Origin of the sequence: Mycobacterium persicum, assembly GCF_002086675.1 — a bacterium.
Taxonomy (GTDB): Bacteria; Actinomycetota; Actinomycetes; order Mycobacteriales; family Mycobacteriaceae; genus Mycobacterium; species Mycobacterium persicum.
In genome coordinates this window covers 1-20,362 of sequence record NZ_MVIF01000080.1, presented here as the reverse complement: position 1 = coordinate 20,362, position 20,362 = coordinate 1, and the positions used below count along the sequence as shown (strand labels likewise).

Annotated in this window: 19 protein-coding genes; 7 read left to right on the top strand and 12 right to left on the bottom strand. The window is 67.9% G+C overall.

The genetic code is table 11. From position 1 onward, the window contains the following. Nucleotides 1-42: 42 nt before the first annotated feature. The 4 genes from BST40_RS20695 to BST40_RS20680 form a co-directional block, all read right to left on the bottom strand. Nucleotides 43-1,341 carry an MFS transporter gene (locus BST40_RS20695; RefSeq protein ID WP_240316550.1) on the bottom strand — a complete coding sequence of 433 codons (1,299 nt, stop codon included), beginning with the start codon at nt 1,339-1,341 and terminating at the stop codon, nt 43-45. 298 nt (nt 1,342-1,639) lie between these two features. Further along, complete coding sequence (locus BST40_RS20690) at nt 1,640-2,572, bottom strand: class I SAM-dependent methyltransferase (protein ID WP_089025242.1); 933 nt, start codon at nt 2,570-2,572, stop codon at nt 1,640-1,642. A 226-nt stretch (nt 2,573-2,798) separates the two neighbouring features. After that, on the bottom strand, nt 2,799-3,437 hold the full coding sequence (locus BST40_RS20685) for a TetR/AcrR family transcriptional regulator (protein WP_075545099.1): 639 nt from the start codon (nt 3,435-3,437) through the stop codon (nt 2,799-2,801). Nucleotides 3,438-3,439: 2 nt separating this feature from the next. Beyond that, nucleotides 3,440-4,423: a pirin family protein gene (locus BST40_RS20680; protein ID WP_083155318.1), complete on the bottom strand. Its 984-nt coding sequence runs from the start codon at nt 4,421-4,423 to the stop codon at nt 3,440-3,442. Nucleotides 4,424-4,533: 110 nt separating this feature from the next. On the opposite strand from BST40_RS20680, the gene BST40_RS20675 reads away from it, so the two are divergent. Continuing rightward, complete coding sequence (locus BST40_RS20675) at nt 4,534-5,991, top strand: chloride channel protein (RefSeq protein WP_075545097.1); 1,458 nt, start codon at nt 4,534-4,536, stop codon at nt 5,989-5,991. Here BST40_RS20675 and dps read toward each other — a convergent pair. Further along, nucleotides 5,988-6,536: a DNA starvation/stationary phase protection protein Dps gene (dps, locus tag BST40_RS20670; RefSeq protein ID WP_075545096.1), complete on the bottom strand. Its 549-nt coding sequence runs from the start codon at nt 6,534-6,536 to the stop codon at nt 5,988-5,990. The two genes, BST40_RS20675 and dps, sit on opposite strands and share 4 nt — an antisense overlap. A gap of 84 nt (nt 6,537-6,620) precedes the next feature. Next, nucleotides 6,621-7,532, bottom strand: a complete 912-nt coding sequence (locus BST40_RS20665) for a DNA-3-methyladenine glycosylase family protein (RefSeq protein ID WP_083155316.1) — start codon at nt 7,530-7,532, stop codon at nt 6,621-6,623. An 86-nt stretch (nt 7,533-7,618) separates the two neighbouring features. Here BST40_RS20665 and BST40_RS20660 point away from each other — a divergent pair, with 86 nt between their 5' ends. After that, entirely contained in the window at nt 7,619-8,002 is a 384-nt protein-coding gene (locus BST40_RS20660; RefSeq protein WP_075545094.1) for a nuclear transport factor 2 family protein, read from the top strand. A 7-nt stretch (nt 8,003-8,009) separates the two neighbouring features. Here BST40_RS20660 and BST40_RS20655 read toward each other — a convergent pair whose 3' ends face one another. The 5 genes from BST40_RS20655 to BST40_RS20635 all read right to left on the bottom strand — a co-directional run bounded on the left by BST40_RS20655 (nt 8,010) and on the right by BST40_RS20635 (nt 13,422). Then, nucleotides 8,010-8,390: a DUF427 domain-containing protein gene (locus tag BST40_RS20655; RefSeq protein ID WP_075545093.1), complete on the bottom strand. Its 381-nt coding sequence runs from the start codon at nt 8,388-8,390 to the stop codon at nt 8,010-8,012. Nucleotides 8,391-8,414: 24 nt separating this feature from the next. Beyond that, the gene (locus BST40_RS20650; protein WP_240316549.1) at nt 8,415-9,242 is read right to left on the bottom strand and encodes a class I SAM-dependent methyltransferase; all 828 of its coding nucleotides are present in this window, start codon (nt 9,240-9,242) and stop codon (nt 8,415-8,417) included. Between the two features lie 25 nt (nt 9,243-9,267). Further along, a complete protein-coding gene (locus tag BST40_RS20645) occupies nt 9,268-10,308 on the bottom strand; it encodes an NAD-dependent epimerase/dehydratase family protein (RefSeq protein WP_075545091.1) in 1,041 nt (346 codons plus the stop codon). Then, nucleotides 10,305-10,811 (bottom strand): nuclear transport factor 2 family protein, encoded by a 507-nt coding sequence (locus tag BST40_RS20640; protein ID WP_075545090.1) that lies wholly within the window; start codon nt 10,809-10,811, stop codon nt 10,305-10,307. The genes BST40_RS20645 and BST40_RS20640 overlap by 4 nt, the downstream gene beginning before the upstream one ends. A 130-nt stretch (nt 10,812-10,941) precedes the next feature. Next, complete coding sequence (locus BST40_RS20635; RefSeq protein WP_158084021.1) at nt 10,942-13,422, bottom strand: ATP-binding cassette domain-containing protein; 2,481 nt, start codon at nt 13,420-13,422, stop codon at nt 10,942-10,944. A 344-nt stretch (nt 13,423-13,766) separates the two neighbouring features. Between BST40_RS20635 and BST40_RS20630 the strand changes: the two genes are divergently transcribed. After that, a complete protein-coding gene (locus BST40_RS20630) occupies nt 13,767-16,952 on the top strand; it encodes an MMPL/RND family transporter (RefSeq protein ID WP_083155310.1) in 3,186 nt (1,061 codons plus the stop codon). A gap of 46 nt (nt 16,953-16,998) precedes the next feature. Further along, nucleotides 16,999-17,511 (top strand): peptide-methionine (S)-S-oxide reductase MsrA, encoded by a 513-nt coding sequence (gene msrA / locus BST40_RS20625; RefSeq protein ID WP_075545088.1) that lies wholly within the window; start codon nt 16,999-17,001, stop codon nt 17,509-17,511. 10 nt (nt 17,512-17,521) lie between these two features. On the opposite strand, the gene BST40_RS20620 is transcribed toward msrA, so the two are convergent. Beyond that, complete coding sequence (locus tag BST40_RS20620; protein ID WP_083155322.1) at nt 17,522-18,847, bottom strand: cytochrome P450; 1,326 nt, start codon at nt 18,845-18,847, stop codon at nt 17,522-17,524. 147 nt (nt 18,848-18,994) lie between these two features. Between BST40_RS20620 and BST40_RS20615 the strand changes: the two genes are divergently transcribed. The 3 genes from BST40_RS20615 to BST40_RS20605 form a co-directional block, all read left to right on the top strand. Beyond that, a complete protein-coding gene (locus tag BST40_RS20615; protein WP_075545087.1) occupies nt 18,995-19,600 on the top strand; it encodes a TetR/AcrR family transcriptional regulator in 606 nt (201 codons plus the stop codon). A 51-nt stretch (nt 19,601-19,651) separates the two neighbouring features. Continuing rightward, nucleotides 19,652-19,864 carry a TOBE domain-containing protein gene (locus BST40_RS20610; protein WP_075512558.1) on the top strand — a complete coding sequence of 71 codons (213 nt, stop codon included), beginning with the start codon at nt 19,652-19,654 and terminating at the stop codon, nt 19,862-19,864. Between the two features lie 11 nt (nt 19,865-19,875). Then, the coding region (locus BST40_RS20605) for an alcohol dehydrogenase catalytic domain-containing protein (protein ID WP_158084022.1) at nt 19,876-20,362 on the top strand (487 nt) is incomplete at its 3' end.

The following is a 20,362-nucleotide window of genomic DNA, read 5'->3' as shown; positions in this document are numbered from 1 at the left end:
TGCGGTTACGGCAGGAATAGGAAAGATCCTGCCGGATCAGCGCTACACCGGCGCGACGGGTGACACTGCGCTACCGCTCGGAGGTCGCTCGGCACGAAACAGCGGTATCGCGACCGCACCGGCGAGCAGCGAGAAACCCGCAAACCAGGCGAAGGCGCCGGAGAAGCCGAGCGGCAGCAGGACGGCCTGGAAGACAAGGCTGCCAATCCCCATACCAACCCACAGGACGCAGGAGTTGAGCCCGATCGCCTGCCCACGCTGCCCGGGAAGGTCGGTGACGATGACGACCAGGGCTGGTTGGGTCATGTCGTACCCGAGCGACAGCGAGACAACGGCGGCTTGGAGGAATACCAACGACGGCTCACTGGCGAACACCGCGGCACAGGCGGCGGTCAGGGTCAACCCGAGCGGGATGACGCGCGCCCGCCCGTAGCGATCGGCCAGTCGGCCGATGGCGGGGCTGAGCACCAGGCCCGGGATGCCGTAGCCGAGCAGCACCAGCCCGATCTGCTCCTCGTCAAGTTGAACGTGGTCATGCAGATAGACCCCCAGCCAGGTGTAGACCCCGGCGTGCAACACCGCGTTGACCAGCACGTAGCCGTAGGTCCGGCGACCGCGGGAGGTGCTCAGCAGCTCCGCGAATCCGGCCGCGACCTGGCGGATCGATGACGCGCGCGGGGCCGAGGCGGTGTCGGGAACCAACCACAAACCCAGCACCAACAGCACCAGTCCGCAGGCGGCGACCACACCGAACAACCCGTGCCAGCCGACCAGCGGTTCTCCCAGCGCGCCGCCGGCCGCGCCGAAGGCCATACCACCGGCCGCTCCACCGAAGACCCATCCCAGCACCCGGCCTCGGCGCCGGTACGGCACCAGGTCTCCGATCAATGCCACGCTGATCGGCACCACGCCGCCGGCGGCAACCCCGGTCACGAATCGAAGCGCGATGAATTCCCCGACATTGGTTGCCAGCGGGGTGGCTGCCGTCAGGACCACGAAGGCGCACAGCGACATGAGGATGACACGACGGCGTCCCCACCGGTCCGATACCGTGCCCCACACCAGGACCGTCCACCCGTAGGGCACCAGGAACGCGGGCACCCCGAGGCCGACCATGCCCTCGCCGCTGCCGAAGTCGCGTGCCAGCGCCGGCAGGATCGGGGCAACCATGAAGATCTGCGCGAAAAGCAGGAACGCCGTCGAGGTCAGCAGCGCCAGCGTCAGCGCGAACGAGTTTGAGTCGGCGTCCGGGGCGATCCGGCGCCCCGATACCTCGCCACGGCCAACAGGGCCCGGCGTGCCAGGCAGCAGACCGTGACCGTCGGCGCTCCGGGTCGACACGGCCACAACCCCGGCTTTGGCGGTTAGTCCGAGCCCGCCTGATGGGGTGGGTCACCCGCGGAAATGGAAGACAAGGGAAAGCGTCTGGTGGTTGCGGATACGAGGGCTACCGTGCTGACCGCGGCGTCGAGGTCCATGCGACACTTCCTTACCGGGTGACCGGGTGGGGCCTCAGACTAACCCAGCCGCCGTCGACCAGCCGTGGCTTTGAAAGCTTTGCTGCAACGGCCGCTCGGGCAGGATCCGACTGGCCCCACGCTGGTCGCAATGTCCCAGGAGTCGTCCGCGGTGCGCGGCATTACAACCGCTCCGCCGTCACGAACTCGGAGAACGCATCCTTGTCGTCGGCCATCGGGACGCCTTCGACCCAGCGGCCCACCCGGCGCATCTCGTCGCCGGCGTTGTGTGCGGTGGCGCGCCAACCGTGTTCGTTGAGCCACTCGGCGACTATGGCCCGGTCGGGGTCGTGGTAGATGAGCTCCTGCACATTGACGGTCTCCTCCAGGCCCAGCGTCTCGGCCACCTTCTTGAATCGCTCCCGCATCTGTGCGCGCCGTTCGTCGGCGTGGTTGCCGGCAGTTTCGGCGGCGATCAGGCTCCCTGGCGGGCTGAGCTCACCGATCTGGGTGAACAGCCGGTCCTGGGCGTCGGCGGGCAGGTACATCAACAGCCCCTCGGCCAGCCAGGCGGTCCGGGCCGTCGAGTCGAAACCGGCGGCGCGCAGCGCGGCAGGCCAATCCTGGCGCAGGTCGATCGGCACCTCGCGGCGAACGGCCGACGGCGTCACCCCGTTTCCCGCCAGCGTCGCGGACTTATAGGCAAGAACCTGGGGCTGATCGATCTCGTAGACCGTCGTCCCGGCGGGCCAATCCAGCCGGTAAGCGCGGGAATCCAGTCCCGAGGCCAGAATGACGACCTGACGGATCCCGTCGGCGACCGCGTCGGCGAAGTAGGTGTCGAAGAAGTTGGTCCGCACGGCCTGGTAGTTGCGCATGTGCTGGACGGTCGCCGCGGTCTCGGCGTCGAGAGCCGCCATCTTGGCAACCATCTGCTCGTCGAGCATCGCCTCCCACAGGACACCGGCGTTGGCGCTGGTGACCAGCAATTTGGCGTACGGGTCGCGGATCAGCGGGGCGGGCTGTTGGGTTTCGACGGCCCGCGCCGCGGCCACCATCACCGCGGTGGCGCCGACGCTGGTTCTGATGTCCCAGGTGTCGTCATGGGTACGCAGAGTGCTCATTCGCATGCTCCCGTTCTCTAGCGGATCTCTCGTTGGGCCGGCGAAAAGTGGTGCGAGACCATGGGATTCGTCCCAGCGGCGGGGCCGGAGGTAAACCGGGAAAGCAAACCAGGGAAACACCGGCCGGATCAGTCATACGCGGCCAATGCTACCTAATAAGTTAGGCAACCTATACACTTTGTGGCCCAGGTCACTGCCGCCGATCGGCGACTGGCGGTCAAGCCTCCGACGTCCAGAGCGTGCCGGCCATCAACTGCCGCAGCGCCGCGATGATGTCCGCCATCTCCCGGTAGCTGCCCACGAAGCCGGCATAGAAGCCGACTCCGCACAAGACGAGCAACAGCGCCTCGGCCAATGGAGCGACCTGGATACCGGCGATCAATTCGCCGCGCTCAACGGCATCATGGACCGCCCAGATCAGGAATTTTCGGGAGCTGGCGACCGGGTCGTTTTCGGATCGCCCCAAGTCCGGATGCCGCTGCGACTCGAGCACGGCGGTAGCCAAGAACGCAGCGGTGGACGGGTTTTTCTCGTCCGCCTCCATCGCCACGTTGATGAACGCGGCCAGCCGCCGCAGCAGCGTCGGCTCGCGCCGTGCCCGCTCGATACCGGCGATGACGACCAGCTCGCTGGTTTGGTCCACCACTTCCCGGTACAGCACCCGCTTGCTGGCGAAGTAATGGTTGATGGCCGGCCGGGTCAGGTCGGCGCGTACGGCGATCGCCTGGAAGGTCGCGCCGTCGTAACCACGTTCACTGAACACCTGCCGGGCGGCGCTGACGATACGCCGTCGCGTCTCGTCCGATTTTGCGGCAGGCGGACGTCCGGGGCCGCGACGTGCGGCGGTGGGCGGCATGCCTAGAGTGTGCCACCGCCACGGTGCGGCATCAGCGCGTTCTGCGGGATGCTACGAAACTTGCCAGCCTGGTAGTCCTCCAGCGCCTCGATCACTTCTGCCCGGGTGTTCATCACGAAGGGCCCGTAGTGGAATACCGGCTCGCGGATTGGTCGCCCGCCCAGCAGCAGCACGTCAAGAGCGGTTGTCCGGTGGGCATCCGGCGTCGGGCCGGCGGTCACGGTGATCCGGTCACCGGGGCCCATCACCACCAACTGACCCCGGTGAATCGGGTGTCCGGCCACGCCGACCGAGCCGCGTCCGGACAGCACATAGACCAGCGAATTGAAATCCCGTCGCCAACCGATGTTCAGCCGGGCGCCGGGTGCGATCGTGGCGTGCGCCAGCGTGATCGGCGTGTGGGTGCTCCCGGGTCCACGGTGGCCGTCGATCTCCCCGGCGATAATGCGGACCAGGGCTCCGCCGTCGCCCGAGGCGATCAGCGTGACGTCGCCGCCCTCGATAGCCTGGTAGCGAGGCTGGGCGAACTTGTCCTTCTTCGGCAGGTTCACCCACAACTGGACGCCGTGGAAGATTCCGCCGCGCTTCACGGTGTCGACGGGCGGGGTCTCGATATGCAAGATGCCCGATCCCGCCGTCATCCACTGCGTCGCGCCGTCGGTGATCAGGCCGCCGCCTCCGTAGGAATCCTGGTGCGCGAGCTTTCCGTCGATCATGTAGGTGACGGTTTCGAAGCCCCGGTGCGGATGCCAGTCGGTGCCCCGGGGCTCGCCCGGCTGGTAGTCCACCTCACCGATCTGGTCCATATGCACAAACGGGTCCAGCGCGGCGGTGCCGATGCCGGCGAACGCCCGGACAACGGGAAACCCCTCGCCCTCGTAGCCTCGCGGGCCGGACGTGATGGAGCGGACCGGCCGCTCGGTCGCGTCGGCACCGGGGCCAGCCACCCGCGGCAGGGTCAACGTATCGGCGGTTACAGCGGGCATTCCTACCTCCTCTTCGGGAACTCCGATCAAGAACTACCCGGAATAACCGGACCAGAGTCCACTTATTCCCGGTTGTCATAGGATGACCTGATGCTTGCGAGGCTCGCGCGGTGAACGACCCGACACCGGACGCCCCGGAACCCCGAGAGGCGCCGCCCGCTGCCGCCGGCGGGCGATTCGGCGCATCGATCAGAAGTGCCGGCTATTTGCGCAAGTGGTTGTTGCTGGGCATCACGATCGGCGTCATCGCGGGCCTGGGCGCTGTGGTGTTTTATCTGGCGCTGAAGTACACCGGCGAGTTCCTGCTCGGCTATCTCGCCGACTACCACATTCCGACTCCGCTGGGCGAGGGCGGTAGCCGCGGGTCCAGCGGTTTCGCCCGCCCATGGGCCATTCCGCTGGTGACGACGGGCGGGGCGCTGCTCTCGGCCTTCATCGTGGCCAAGTTCGCACCGGAAGCCACCGGTCACGGCACCGACGAGGCCATCGAGGCGGTCCACACCGATCCGCGAGCCATCCGCGGGCGGGCGGTGCTGGTGAAGATGGTGGCCAGCGCGCTGACCATCGGGTCGGGGGGTTCCGGCGGGCGTGAGGGGCCGACGGCGCAGATCTCGGCCGGTTTCTGCTCGTTGCTGACGCGGCGGCTGGGCCTGGCCGACGAGGATGGCCGGATTGCGGTGGCGCTAGGTATCGGCGCGGGCATCGGCGCCATCTTCGCCGCCCCACTGGGCGGAGCGGTGCTGGCGGCGTCGATCAGCTACCGCGACGATTTCGACTATCGCAGCCTGCTGCCCGGCTTCATCACCTCCGGGACCGCGTATGCGGTGCTCGGCGCCTTCCTGGGATTCGACCCGCTGTTCGGCTACATCGACGCCGAATACCGCTTCGAGCGGGCATGGCCGCTGTTGTGGTTCGTCGTGATCGGGCTGATCGCCGCGGCCGTCGGCTACCTCTATGCCCGCACCTTCCACGCCTCCGTGGCGCTCACCCGCCGGCTTCCCGGCGGGCCGGTGATCAAGCCGGCCGTCGGCGGGCTGCTGGTCGGGTTGCTGGGGCTGCTGATCCCGCAAATCCTGAGCAGCGGCTACGGCTGGGCGCAGCTGGCCGCCGACCGCGGATCGCTGATGAGCATCCCGTTGTGGATCATCGTCGTGCTGCCGATCGCCAAGATCATCGCCACCTCGCTATCGATCGGCACCGGCGGTTCGGGCGGGCTGTTCGGGCCCGGCATCGTCATCGGCGCGTTCGTCGGCGCCGCGATCTGGCGGCTGGGGGAGCTCTCCGGGATACCGGGCGTGCCCGATGCCCCGGGAATCTTCGTGGTGGTCGGCATGATGGCGTGTTTCGGCAGCGTGGCGCGGGCACCGCTGGCGATCATGATCATGGTCGCGGAGATGACCGGCTCGTTCTCGGTGGTGCCCGGGGCGATCCTGGCCGTCGGGATCGCCGCATTGCTGATGTCGCGCACCAACGTCACCATCTACGAAGCGCAGCGGTTGAACCGCGAAGCCGCCCAGGCGGAACGAGCGGAACGAGCCGAACGCGCGCGCAAGGCGCCGCCCGGTTAGGACCGCCGCCGTGCGGTGCTGGCGGCGTCACGTTCGGTCGCCGAGCCGTCGTGGGTCAGTTTGCCGCCGGCGTTCTCCAGGTGCGCCCGGACGAACCACTGGAACTTCTCCAGATCCGCGGCGTGCGCGATCAGCATGTCCTGGGTGACGCGGTCGAGTTCCTCGGTCTCGTCGATGGCCTGGCGGATGTCTTCGATCACGCCGGTGTAGACCAGGTCCAGCGCGGCCAGATGTGCCTGCACGCAGTCGCGGCCAACCGAGTAGTCGTCCCAGCTGCGATCCTTGATGATCGCTCCCGGGGTGCCCTGCGGCGACGCGCCCAGGGCGGCGATTCGTTCGGCCACCTCGTCGGCGTAGCCGCGCACCGACTCGACCTGCGGGTCGATCATCTCGTGCACGCCGATGAAGTTGGGCCCCACCACGTTCCAGTGGATGTGCTTGAGCGTCAGATGTAGGTCGTTGTAGGTGCTCAGCTGCTTCTGCAGGAGTTCGGCGAGTCGCGTGCCCTGCTTGTCGGTCAATCCCGGAATGGTGAACTGTGTCATCGATCAGCCCCCTGAAGTTCGCCTACGGTCATGTCCTGGCAGGGATACCCGACGGCGGCGGCCCTCACACGGGGTCTGCGGGCGCTACAGCGAGTGGATTTGCTGCACCGGCAGTCGCGGCCCGCGGCGTGGCTCGTAGGCCAGGCCGCTGGCTTCGAGCAGCCGGACCACCCGATGCCGGTGCGGCCGCATCGGCTCCAGCAGCTCGAGCATGCCGGCGTCGTCGACCGGATAGCCCAGCAGCGTCCAGCCGATCATTTTCGGCATGTGGTAGTCGCCCACCGACACCGCGTCGGGGTCGCCGAAGGCCCGCTGCGCCGTCTCGGCCGCGGTCCACACGCCGACTCCGGGCAGCGACGTCAGGGCCGCGCGCGCCTGCGCGGCGGGCACCGCGGTCAACCGCTCCAGCGACGCCGCCCGCCGTGCGCAGCTCACGACCGTCCGGGCCCGACCCGGGTCGACGTTGGCGCGGTGGAACTCCCAGGACGGGATGTGCCGCCAGGCCTGCGCCGACGGCGGCACCCGCATGCCCTCGGGCGCCGGCCCGGGGGCCGGTGTGCCGTATTTGGTCACCAGCACACGCCACGACCGGAAGGCGTCGGCGCCGGGGACCCGCTGCTCGATGACCGCCGGAATCAACGCCTCCAGCACCTGCCCGGTGCGGCCCAGACGCAGGTGCGGCAGCCGCCGGTGCGCGGCCGCGACCGTCGGCTCACTCGGCAGGAAATCCGCGGCGTCGTCGTCGGCGCCCAGCATCGCCGGCAGCAACTCGAGGAACTGTTCGGCGCCGGGGCCCCACGCCACGCAGTGGGCCGAGTCGGCGGCCGCCCGGCTGATCCGCGCCGTAACCGGCCCGCTGGCCAGCAGGCTGGTGCGCCAGATCGTGCCGTCACCGGGGATGCGAAAGCAGGGATCGCCGCGGCCGCGGCGCAATGGCGCCAGGGTGTGGCCGAAGCCCGCCGCGCCGGGGAAGGTGACTGTGCGTGCGCTGATCACCTGAGCCTGCCACGACTCCGGCGTGCGAACCGCGAGCGGGGCCTCGATTGACCGCTATCGCCCTGCCGGGACAGGATGGCGATGTGATGACGCCGTTCGACGACCCACAGGCCGAACTGGCATGGATGTTCATGCAGAGCATGTCCGAGGGCGGAGACCTCGACGAGGGCTTCGCCTTGCTCAGCGACGACTTCAGCTACTGGAGCATCGCCACGCGTTCGGCGATCGATAAGGCGACGCTGCGCCGCGCGGTGGAGCGCCGCAAAAAGAAGTTCGAGGTCAACATCGAACTGGTGCGATGCGTCAACGAAGGCGAGACGGTTGTCATCGAGGGCGAGGTCGACGGCGTCACCGCCGACGGCACCCGCTACGACAGCCCGTTCGTTTGCATCTTCGAATGCCACGACGGCCAGATCGTGTCGCTGCGCGAATATAGCGATACCCAGTCGTTGGCAAAGGTGTTTCCCTGAGCGGGTGCTACGCCGGCTCGACGCTGATGTCGGCCTTGTCGGGATAGAACGCGACGTGCCCGGCTATCGCGGCCACCGCGGGATAGGGCTGTTCGTAGGTCCAGATCGCATCCGCCACGGTGTCGCCGGCCGAGGTGGCCACGCTGTAATAGCTGGCCTGTCCCTTGAACGGGCAGTAGCTGTGCGTGTCGGTGCGGGTCAGCCTTTCCTGGGCGACGTCAGCCAGCGGAATATAGTGCACCGCAGGCAAAGTGGCCTCCCGCAATTCCAGCGCCGCGGTCGTGTCCGCGATGAGTTCACCGTGGATGCGGACCTGTACCCGGCCGGTGGCCGGTTCGATGGTGATGGGATGCCCTGCGCTGGGTTCTGAGACTTTCGGGTGGCTCATGAGGTTTTCAACGCCGGCCGGCGATCAACATTCCCGACCGAACGCGTAGCGGTGATACTGCGACATGTTGGCCAGTGCCGGAACCCGCGACATCAGCCGGCCCAGCACCCGGTAGGCGCGCGGCAGCCGCGCGAAGGTGTCCGATTCGAACCAGCGAACCCAGGCCAGCAGCCGGGTGCCGGGCACCGCCCGCAGGATGTCGTCGGGCCCGTCGATACCCCAGCGCAGCGTCGATCCGGATCGGCGCACCACGGTGTTCATCCACTGCGACTTGATGCCCAGCCGGTTGAACGCGTCGAACTGCAACTCACCGGAGGGAAACCGGTCGACCACGCGTCGCAGTAACCCAACCCCGTCCGGTTCGCTCAGGTACATGGTCAGTCCCTCGCCGATCATCAGCGCGGGCCAGTCGTTCGGAATGTCGGCGAGCCAGGCCGGATCGGTGACCGACGCGGCGACGACGTGGTGGCGGGCCGCCGTGGGGTACAGCTGGGTGAACAGCGCGGCGACCTCGGGGTGGTCGACGTCGTACCACTGCACCGCCGGGCCCGGCTGCAGCCGGAAATATCGACCGTCCAGCCCGCACCCGAGGTGCAGCACGACGGCTGCGGGATGCAGGGCCAGGAATTGCCGGACCCAGCTGTCCAAGTGCGCCGTCCGCGTCGTCACCGCCGCGCAGTTGCGTGCGGTGATGGAGGTTTGTGACCAGTCGTAGTCGATACGCTCGACGACCTCCTTGGCATAGCGATCGCCCAGGATCGGATGCGGCCGGTCGGCGTCGAGCGCCTTGGCGTACAGGGTCGCCAGCATGGTCTGCGGCGGCCCGGTGAGGTCAACGGCGACTTTGTCCATCTGTCTGGGGCTTTGAGGAGTCTGGCTATTCGGATGACGCGGTCTTGGTGTTCGGCCCGACCGCGCGCATCGCGGCCCAGAATCGGGCGGCCTGGCGAATCGATTCCTCGACCGGACGCGGCTGCCAGCCCAACTCGCGAACCGCCTTGCCGTGATCGAGTTCTGCCTCGGCGCGCATCATCCGCACCGACTGCAGGCTCAGTTCGGCATCTTTGCCGGTGAGCCGGGCCCGCAGGCTGCCCAGCGCGCCCAGCGCATACAGCACCGCCACCGGGATCGAGCGTCGCGGTGGCGGCACACCGGCCTCGTCGGCGGCGATCCGCACCACCTCGGTCAACGCGATCATTCTTTCGGAGACCAGGTAGCGCTCGCCGTTGCGGCCGCGCTCGGCCGCCAGGATCATCGCTTCGGCGGCGTCGTCGACACCCACGGCTTCCAGTTGGATCCCGGTCATCAGGAAGGGCAACTTGCCGAAAACCGCGCCGGCGATGAATGCGCCGTGGGGTGTGCGTCCCCAGTCGCCGCTGCCGTAGGTCGTCGAGACGCACAGCGCGACGGCAGGCAGTCCTGCCTCCGACACGTACCGCATCACCAGGTTTTCGGCCTGCACCCGGGACTGGACGTAGGGGCTGACCCGGTGGACATCGACGACGTCGTCCTCGGTCGCCACGTGCCCATGGCGGCGGCCCACCGTGGCATAGGTGCTGGTGAAGACGAACCTGTGCAGGCCCGCGGCGATCGGCTTTTCGACGGCCACATCCAAGACGTTGCGCAGGCCTTCGACGTTGGTGCGAAACAGCGGTGACGGATCGCGCAACCAGGCGCGGGTGTCGACCACGCAGTAGTAGACGTCGTCGCAGCCGCCCATCGCCTCGCGCAGCACCGCGGTGTCGAAGACGTCGCCGTGAAATCGGGTGACCTCCAGGTCGTCGATCGACCGGGTAGTGGCGGTGGGGCGCACCATCGCCCGCACCTGCTCGCCGGCCTCGACGAGTCGGCGGGTCACATGTGACCCCAGGAAGCCGTTGGCTCCGATAACCAGTTTGGGCTTGGGCTTGGTGCTCATTGGGGTCCCCCGTACCGTTGCATCCACTGCGCCGCGTCCTCGTCCAGGGTTCCCAGCGCTTGCGCCTTGCGGCACCACGTCAGTCCCGCCTTCAAGAAGCGCAGCGGGTTGTAGATGTCTTCCTGGCGGCACCATTGGCCGTCGCCGGCGTAGGTGATGATCGAGATGTTCGTCGCGCTGACCACGCTGCCGTCACCGGGGTCGCGCATCGGGTTGTCCAGCTCCATGATGATGCGGCCGGTGGACTCGTCGATCACCGACCACAACGACGGAAACGCCACCATGTGACTGCCGGGGAAGGTCGACATCGTTTCCTGAATCCAGGCGCGCACCTGCTCGCGGCCGTGCATTGTGCCCGCGGCATGCTCGATGTATTCGACGTCCGGCGTGTACTGGGCGACCCAGCCGTCCCAGTCGCGGGTCTGCGCCGCGCGGGCGACGGTCTGCTCGAATTCGCCGAATGCCGCGGCCAATTCGTCGCGGCTGAACACCGGGCCGGTCACGTTAGCTCCTCAGGACGGCCCGGCGGCTGCCGTCCGTGTGTTTCGGTCGATAAGGCGAGATGGGGCGAGATGAGGCGAATCGTACGACGTCCGAGGTCGGCGAACTCGACGCGCACCGCGGGTGCGGCCGTCAGCCGCGGCTGACCATCCGCAGCCGCCAGCTCAGGGCACCCGTCCACAGCGCGCCGAAGACGAGCAGTATGCCCATGGCCGAGAGCCACCAGCTCGGCGAATGCGTCCAAAGCTCGTGCGGAGTGCCCGGCAGACCGATCGCGCCCAGGTCCATGGTGGACGCCGAAGCGGCAAAGCCCCATCGCGATGGCACCAGCCAGGAGAGCTGGTTGAGGCCGACGCGGTGGGCTAGCGGGAACATGCCGCCCGCGAACACGACCGCCACCAGGCTCGCCAGCAGGAACAGCGCCGGGAGCTCCCGCCGGTGCTCGGCCAGCGCGGATAGCGTCAGGCCGGCGACGGCCGAGACGACGGCCGTCGCCGCCAACGTCAGGTACAGCTCGACGAAGGGGTGATCGGGCAACACGGTTCCCCGGGCGGGGGCGGTCTTCCCCACCGCGACGATGGCTGTCAACGCAGCGGTCTGGACGACCGCGACGAGGCCGAAAACGAGGACCTTAGCGGCCACATACGCGGGCACCGCTAACCCGACGGAGTGCTCGCGGCGGAAGATACCCCGCTCGACAACCAGGTCGCGAATGGTCGACGCGACGCCCATCACGACCGCACCGCTGTTGAGCACCACCAGGAGCTGCCCAACTTCATACGGGTCGTCCCGGTGCGGTACCGACAGCGACAGCGCCCCGAAGACCACCGGCAAGACCGCCATCGCGACGAGGTAGCCGCGGTCGGCGGCGATCAGCCGCACCTGACGGCGGATCAGCATGGAGGTTTGGCGCCACAGGCTGGTCCGGCTGCCGCGTTCGGGCGCCTCGCCGGGAGTTTCCGGCGGCTGTTCGGGTGTGTCGCCTTGCTGGTCGGTCGGGGCGGCGTCGCCTCCGCCGTCGGCGCCTCCCGGCGGAAAGGCGTGCGACCAGCGGGCTTTGCTCACCGCCTGCTCGATGTCCGCCGGTGGCCCGGCGAAGGCGACCTCGCCGGAGGCGAGCAGCAACACCTGGTCGCACAGGTTCAGTGCGGCCAGCGAGTGGGTCGCCACCACGACGACGCGGCCGGCATCGGCGAGTCGGCGCGCCGTCGTCATCACCTGACGGTCCAACCCGCGATCCGGCTTGCCGCTCGGCTCCTCGAATACCACCAGCGACGGCCCGGTGAGCAATTCGATCGCCACCGACACGCGCTTGCGCTCGCCGGCGGAAAGGTTGCCGGCCTTGACCGCACGCTGGGCGCCGAGGTTGGCCTCGTCGATGACCCGGTTGACCGCCGCACGGCGTTCCGCGGCCGAGGTGTCCGGCGGCAACCGCAGCTCGGCGGCGTAGCCCAAAATCTGCTCGACAGCGAGCTGATGGTGCATGACGTCGTGGTGCGGCACCACCGCGATGCGTGACCGCATCGAGGGGTCGTCGGCATGCAGATTGTGGCCGTCGCAGGTCACCAGGCCGGACGTGGGCCGGGCCGCCCCGCTCAGCAGCGCGATCAAGCTTGATTTGCCGGCGCCCGGCGGGCCGATGACCGCGGTCAGCGTGCCCGGACGAGCGGTGAAGCAGACATCGGTCAGCAGCTGATGGCCGTCAACGACGAGGCCGAGCCCGTCAGCCGTCACATCGCCGCCCGCCGCAGTCGGGCGGCGCACCAACGTGGTGTCGCTACCGCTGCCTTTGTCCCGAATCTCCCAACCGAGGGTTCGCTCCGGCTCGTCGACGTCGGCCGGCCGCTCGGCGTCCTGCTGATTCGCCGGTTTCGGTCGGGCCGGCGTGTGCGGGTCGCGTAACCAGGTGCGCAGCCTGCCGATGAGCCGTCGGGCCGGGTTGTGGTCGCTTTCCGGTGACTTTGCCGGCGTCGGTGCTAATTGCCGCAGATGTTCGGTGGATTCGTCGGAGCCCGGCTCGGCGGGAGGCTCGACGGTCGCCGCGTCGCGTTCGGCCAGTTCGCCAGTCGGATTCACCATCGGGGCATCGACCGCCGGGGCTGGGTCGGCGGGCGGCGGCTCACAGGACTCCGGCTGGGGGCGCTGAAGCCGGATCGCCGGAAACCCGGGCAGCGTCGGTGCTTGAGTCGGCGGCGGATTCGGCGGGACCGGCGGCGGCTCGGGCTGCCGACCCGGCGCTGCGGACGACGGCAGAGCCGGGCCGACCCAGGCGCCCGGTACCGCCGCGCCGGGCGGGACGCCGACCTGGAAGACCAGCCGTGGCCCCCGCTGCGGATCACCGGCGGTGATGTGCTGACCACTACGGATGATCGCCGCGGACACCCGCACGCCGTCCAGATAGGTGCCGTTTCGGCTGCGGTCGATCACCGCCCAGTGGCCGCCGTCGAACCGCAGCACGAAGTGCTCGCGGGAGACCCAGGTACTGTCCGGCCCGTCGAGGCAGATGTCCGACCGGATGTCGCGACCGACAATGATGTCGCGGCCGGGGGCAAAGGTGTACATCGTCGTGCCGACCCACACGGTCAACGGCACCGCGCACGTCGTGGTTCGCATGACTGCCACCTTCCGTCGTCTTCCGTCGCCGAACATGCTGCCTTGATGCAAGGATCGCCCGTTATCTACCCGCCGACCGGCCGTCACAACCGCATCCAGCGCCATGAGGCGCTGCCGGTTCGGACCGGGCCGCCACGTTAATGACCGCGCATTTGCGGGTAGCCCAGACCGAGCAGCCACCCTGTGTCCATCAACCGACGAACAGTCAGGAGAGACTCATCGTGCTTTGCCCTAGCATGACGTCCCGGGTGTCGCGCCGCGTTGCCGACTCGGCGGCAGACGGGCGGATCTCATTGTTCCCGTGCGTGTTTGACGCCAAGGCATAGCCCGGACAAAGTCCCGAAGTGCTGCGTCGCGACCCCAACCTCGGCTTGCCGACCGGCGGTATCTTCCCCGGATTGGCCCGCCTGGTGGTGCGCCGGCCGCTGCTCGTCATCGGTTTCTGGGTCGCGCTGGCAGCCGCGCTGTCCCTGACGTTGCCGCCCCTGACGCAGGTGGTCCGCGAGCACACCGTGGAGATCCTGCCCGAGGACGCGCCCGTGATGGTCACCGCCAAGCAGATGGCCGAGGCGTTTCACGAACCGGGATCGCAAAACGTCGCCGTGGTGGTGCTCACCGACGAGCACGGGCTGAGCCAGGCCGACGAAGAGGTCTACCGCACACTGGTCGACCGGCTGCGCCACGACACTCGCGACGTCGTCGCGGTACAGGATTTCATCAGCGCACCTGCGCTGCGCGAAGTCGTGGAGAGCAAGGACCACAAAGCGTGGTTCATCCCGGTCAGCATCGCCGGCGAACTGGGCTCGCCGCAGTCCACCGCGGCCTACACCCGGGTGGCCGACATGGTCAAGCACACCGTGGCGGGGTCCTCGCTGACCGCGAACCTGACCGGGCTCCCGGCCACCATCGCCGACATGTCCGCGATCGGGCAGCGCGATCTGCAGGTGATCGAGACGGCGACCATCGTCATGGTGCTGTTGATCCTGCTGGTGGTCTACCGCAACCCCGGCACCATGTTGCTGCCGTTGCTGACGATCGGCTTGTCACTGGTGACGGCTCAACAAGTCGTCGCCGGCCTGGCCCGGGTCGGGTTGGGCATCTCGGATCAGACCGTGGTGTTCATGACCGCGATGATGATCGGCGCCGGCACCGATTACGCGGTGTTCCTGATCAGCCGCTACCACGAATGCCTGCGCCGCGGAATGGATTCCGACCGGGCCGTTGCCCGCGGCCTGACGTCCATCGGCAAAGTGATCGCGGCCTCCGCGGCGACCGTCGCGGTCACCTTCGTCTGCATGACGTTCACCCGCCTGGGGGTGTTCTCCACGGTCGGGCCCGCCTTGGCGGTGTCGATCGCGATCGCATTCCTGGCCGCGGTCACCCTGCTGCCGGCCGTCATGGTGCTCGCCGGGCGGCGCGGGTGGATCGCACCGAGACGAGACCTCACCAGCCGGTTGTGGCGGCGCTCGGGAGTGCACATCGTCCGGCGCCCGATCGCACACCTGACGGCCAGCCTGGTGGTGCTGATCGCGCTGGCCAGCTGCGCGGCCCTGGTGCGCTACACCTACGACGCACGCGCCGCGTTGCCGTCCGGCGTGGAAAGCAACGTCGGGTATGAAGCGATGAACCGCCACTTCTCGCCGAGTTCGACCATCCCGCAATACATTTACGTCCACTCACCGCACGATCTGCGCAATCCGCAGGCCCTGGCCGACCTCGAGCAAATGGCCCAGCGGGTCAGCCAGCTGCCCGACATCGCCATGGTCCGCGGTATCACGCGGCCCAAGGGTGCACCACTCGAGGAAGCCAAGCTCAGCTATCAGGCCGGCGAGGTCGGCGGGAAGCTGTCGGATGCGTCGAAACAGATCGCCGGCGCCAACGGCGACCTGGACGCGCTGACCACCGGCTCCCGCAAGCTCGCCGACGCCCTGGCCGCGATCACCGGCCAGGTCAACCAGGCGATCGCGGTGATCAACGGTCTGGTCGGCGAGGTGTCGCGGGTGCAGAACCAAGTCAACGCCAGCGAGACACTTCAGCAGATCCAGCAACTGGCCGCGAGCCTGCGCAGCAACGCCGGCAGCCTCGAGGAGGTGTTCAACATGGCTGGCCCGGTGCTGGCCGGGCTCAACGCCAGCCCGGTCTGCACCACCGATCCCGCCTGCGCCACTGCCCGGGACCAACTACAACTGCTCGTCAATGCCCGCAATGCCGGCGCGTTCGACCAGATCGCCGACGTCGCCCGGCAGCTGCAGGCCACCCCGGATGTGCAGAATCTGATCGGCACGCTGCAGGCCATGCGAGCGTCGCTGAACCAGGCGGTCCAGACGATTCGGTCCCTGGGCCTGGGCAACCCCGGTGGGTTGCAGCAGAAACTGGCCGAAATGCAGCAAGGCGCCAACGCGTTGGCCGACGGAAGCCAGCGGGTGGCCGACGGCGTGCAGCAACTGACCGAGCAGACCAGACAGATGGGCCGCGGCCTCTCCGACGCCGCCGCATTGCTGCTGTCGATGAAGCTCAACGCCTCGAAACCCGGCATGTCCGGCTTCTACATCCCGCCGGAAGCGATGAACGACGCCCGATTCAAAGACCTGGCATCGATCTTCGTGTCCCCGGACGGGCACGCGGTGCGCTACCTGGTCCAGTCGAAACTGGATCCGTTCAGCACCGCGGCCTTCGACCAGGACAAGGCGATCGTCGACGCCGCTCGCAGCGCCCAGCCCAATACGTCACTGGCCGATGCGTCGATCGCGATGTCCGGCACCACCCCGACGTATGCCCAGATGCGCGACTACTACAACCACGACATCCGGTTCATCATCGTGGTGACCATCGCCGTGGTGCTGTTCATCTTGATCATGCTGCTACGGGCGGTCATTGCGCCGCTGTATTTGGTTGCCTCCGTGGTTGTTTCGTATCTGTCGGCGCTGGGCGTCGGGGTGATCGCATTCCAGCTCATCGGTGGCCAGCCTCTGGGGTGGAGCGTCCCGGGGATGGCGTTCATCGTGTTGGTCGCCGTCGGCGCGGATTACAACATGCTGTTGGTGTCGCGGATCCGCGACGAGTCCCCCAACGGCATCCGCTCCGGGGTCATCCGCACCGTCGGCACGACGGGAGGCGTGATCACCTCCGCCGGGATCATCTTCGCCGCGTCGATGTTCGGCATGCTGTTCGCCAGCATCAGCACCATGGTCCAGGCAGGCTTCATCATCGGCGTCGGCTTGCTGCTGGACACCTTCCTGGTCCGCACGATCACCGTGCCCTCACTTGCGGTGTTGGTCGGTAACGCCAACTGGTGGCCCTCCAGGCGGTTGGCAACCAGGCGACCGGTACGGGCGCCGCAGCCTGCCCGTGTCCCGGCGGAGCTGTCGCGTCCGAGCAGTGAACCCGATATCCAACCGTCCGAACGGGCCGCCGCGGCCGAACTGGAGCCGGTCCATGCCGGGCCATCCGGCAGCGGCGATCATGGAGCCGGCGGCATCGACCCCGACTGCGTGGTCTGGCTCTGGGCGATGTCGGCCAGCCGCAACTAACCTCGGATCGAGGGCCCTTGACGACCCCACCGAAGGAGAGACTGCAATGACGACAAACACGGCAATCCTGGCCGGCGGATGCTTCTGGGGCATGCAGGACCTGATCCGCCGCCAGCCCGGTGTCACCTCGACCCGCGTCGGCTACAGCGGCGGCGAGACCCCCAATGCCACCTATCGCAACCACGGCAACCACGCCGAGGCCGTCGAAATCGTCTACGATCCGGCGGTCACCGACTATCGCACCCTGCTGGAATTCTTCTTCCAGATCCACGATCCGACCACCAGGAACCGGCAGGGTAACGACGTCGGGACCAGCTACCGGTCGGCCATCTTCTACCTGGACGACGAGCAGCGGCGAATCGCGTTGGACACCATTGCCGATGTCGAGGCCTCGGGCCTGTGGCCGGGCAAAGTGGTGACCGAAGTCAGCCCGGCCGGAGCATTCTGGGAAGCCGAACCCGAGCACCAGGATTACCTGCAGCGCTACCCCTACGGATACACCTGCCACTACATCCGCCCGGGCTGGAAACTGCCGCGCCGGGCGTCAGCAAACCCATAAGCGCCAGCCGCTAGCGGGTACGCACCACGATTCGTCCGCCGTCCTTGGGAATGTAAGCGACGCCGCGGCAGCGCCACTTCTCGTCGGGCGCCGTCGTCGTCTCGATGACGAAGTGGCGCAACACCGTTCGCAGCACCACATCCATCTCCATGTTGGCGAACGCCGCGCCCACACAGCGGCGGGTGCCGCCGCCGAACGGGATCCAGGCGAACGCCGACGGCTTGCTTGCGATGTAGCGCTGCGGGTCGAAGCGCTGCGGGTCGGGGAATACGTCGGAGTTGTCGTGAATTTGGCCGATGTTGATGATGATCGAATCGCCGCGCGGGATCGACCACTCGCCCAGGCGATAAACGTCGGAATAAACGTGCCGGGCCGCGAAATCGATGACGGTCCTGGCCCGCTGGACTTCCAGGATGGTCGCCTGGCGCAGCTCGTCACCGCCCGCGTCGGCCTCCGCCACCAAGGCGGCCAGGAGCTGCGGGTGCCGGGTCAGCCGCTCGAACGCCCAGGCCAGCGTGGCCGCGGTGGTCTCGTGTCCGGCGGCCAGCAGGGTGAGCAGCTCATCACCAATGTCCTTGCGGGACATGACAGAACCGTCTTCATAGGTGCTGCGTAACATCAATGCCAGCACGTCGGTCCGATCGGCGAAGTCCGGGTCGGACCGCTCGCGGTCGATCAGCTTGTCGACGACGGCGTCGTACTGCCGCCGGTACTCGGCCAGCCGGCCCCACGGGCTGTACCGGCCATAGTTGCGTTTCGGTTTGGGCATCGCGGCCAGCCGCGAGCCCAGCGTGACCCACGGCGGAATCAGCCGGCGCAGCTCGTCGAGTTCGGCCCCGTCGGCCCCGAACACCGCACGCAGGATGGCGTTGAGGGTGATGTGCATCATCGACGGCAGGGTCGCGAACGGCTCGCCCTGCGGCCATCGAGCCGTCTCGCGCAGCGTCTCTTCCTCGATGATGGCCTCGTATTTCTTGATGCTCTTGCCGTGAAACGGTGGCGCCAACAGGCGTCGCCGCCGGCGATGGTCGTCGCCTTCGAGCGCGAACACCGAACCGGAGCCGAACAGTCGGCTCAGATTGGGCTGGATGTTGCCCAATTCGTCGGGGCTGGTGGTGAACACCTGCCTTGCCAGCTGCGGATCACCGACCACCACGACCCGCCCGTAGATGGGGATGTTCAGGGTGAAGACATTGCCGAAGCGGCGCGCCAACCGTCGCATCATGCCGCGGCGCGTGATCGCAAAGACCAGGCCTTGGGCCAGGCTTGGAATCCGCGGCGCCGGCGGCAACGTGATTTCGGGTGGTGCCGCCGCATCGGCGATTGCGTGGCTCATCGACATGGGCTCCCAACATCTGCCCCGGCTGCTCGGTCGTGAACACGGGGATGGTACCGCGGTGTACCGCAGGCTTATCCTAGGCACGGTACTCTTTGGTACCAAGGCTGACAAGGTCCGCACCGATCCGGGTAAGGAGGCGCGTTGGTGACCGCAGTGGCCGGCAATACCGCGCCGGCCGACATCGACCCCTTTCGGCTTCGCCTGTTCGACGGCCTGGCCGCAGCGATCGGTGAACGCGGCTACCGGGCGACCACCGTCGCCGACGTCGTGCGCCACGCGCGGACCTCGAAACGCACCTTCTACGACCAGTTCGCCAGCAAGGAGCAGTGCTTCCTGGAGCTGCTGCGGGCCGACGTCGAGAAGCTCGGCGAGAAGATCTCGGCCGCGGTCAACCCCGACGCCGACTGGCATCAGCAGATTCGCCAGGCGGTCGAGGCCTACGTCGGGCACATCGAATCCCGGCCGGCCATCACCTTGAGCTGGATCCGCGAGCTCCCGTCGCTGGGCGCCATCGCGCGGCCCGTCCAACGCCGCGGATTACAGCTGCTGTCCACCCTGCTGATCGACCTCAGTGCCAGCCCGGGGTTTCGGCGCGCGGGCCTACCCCCGCTGACCGTGCCGTTGTCGGTCATCCTGCTGGGCGGACTGCGCGAGCTGACCGCACTTGCCGTGGAGGACGGGCGGCCGGTCCGCGACGTCGTCGAACCAGCGGTCGATGCGTCGATAGCACTCCTGGGCCCTCGTTCCTGAGCGGGCCGACTACGCTCGTCGCACACCCGGTGATTTGTGGAAAGGACTGCGATGCGGCTATCGACCCGGAACCAGCTCAAGGGCACCATCACCGAGGTCGACCTCGGCAGCGTGATGGCGATCGTCAAGGTCAAACTCGACGGCGGCGACCAGATCGTCACCTCGTCGGTCACCAAGGACGCGGCAGTGGAACTCGGCCTGAAGGCCGGCCAGCCCGCGACGGTGTTCATCAAGTCGACCGAGGTCACGATCGGCGTCGAGTGACCGTGGCCACCATGCGCGCGGAACGCTTCTATGCCAACACTAAAAAGGTTGTGCTGGAAGACGTTCCGATACCCGAGCCCGGTGCGGGCGAGGTCTTGGTCAAGGTTGCCTTCTGTGGGATCTGCCATTCGGACCTGAGCCTGATCAACGGAACGTTCCCGACCCAGAAACCGGTGGTGACCCAGGGCCACGAGGCCTCGGGCACCATCGCGAAGCTGGGCCCCGACGTGACCGGCTGGGCAGCGGGGGACCGGGTGGTGGTCGCCGCCGGCCGGCCCTGCCAAAGCTGCCCCAACTGCCGCCGCGGCGATGTCGTCAACTGCCTGAGCATCCAGTTGATGGCTTTCGCCTACGACGGCGCGTGGGCCGAATACACCGTGGCGCAGGCCGCCGGCCTGACCCGGGTACCGGACAACGTTGCGCTGGAGCAGGCCGCGATCCTGGCCGACGCGGTGTCGACGCCGTTCGGCGCCGTCGTCCGAACTGGAAAGGTGGGGG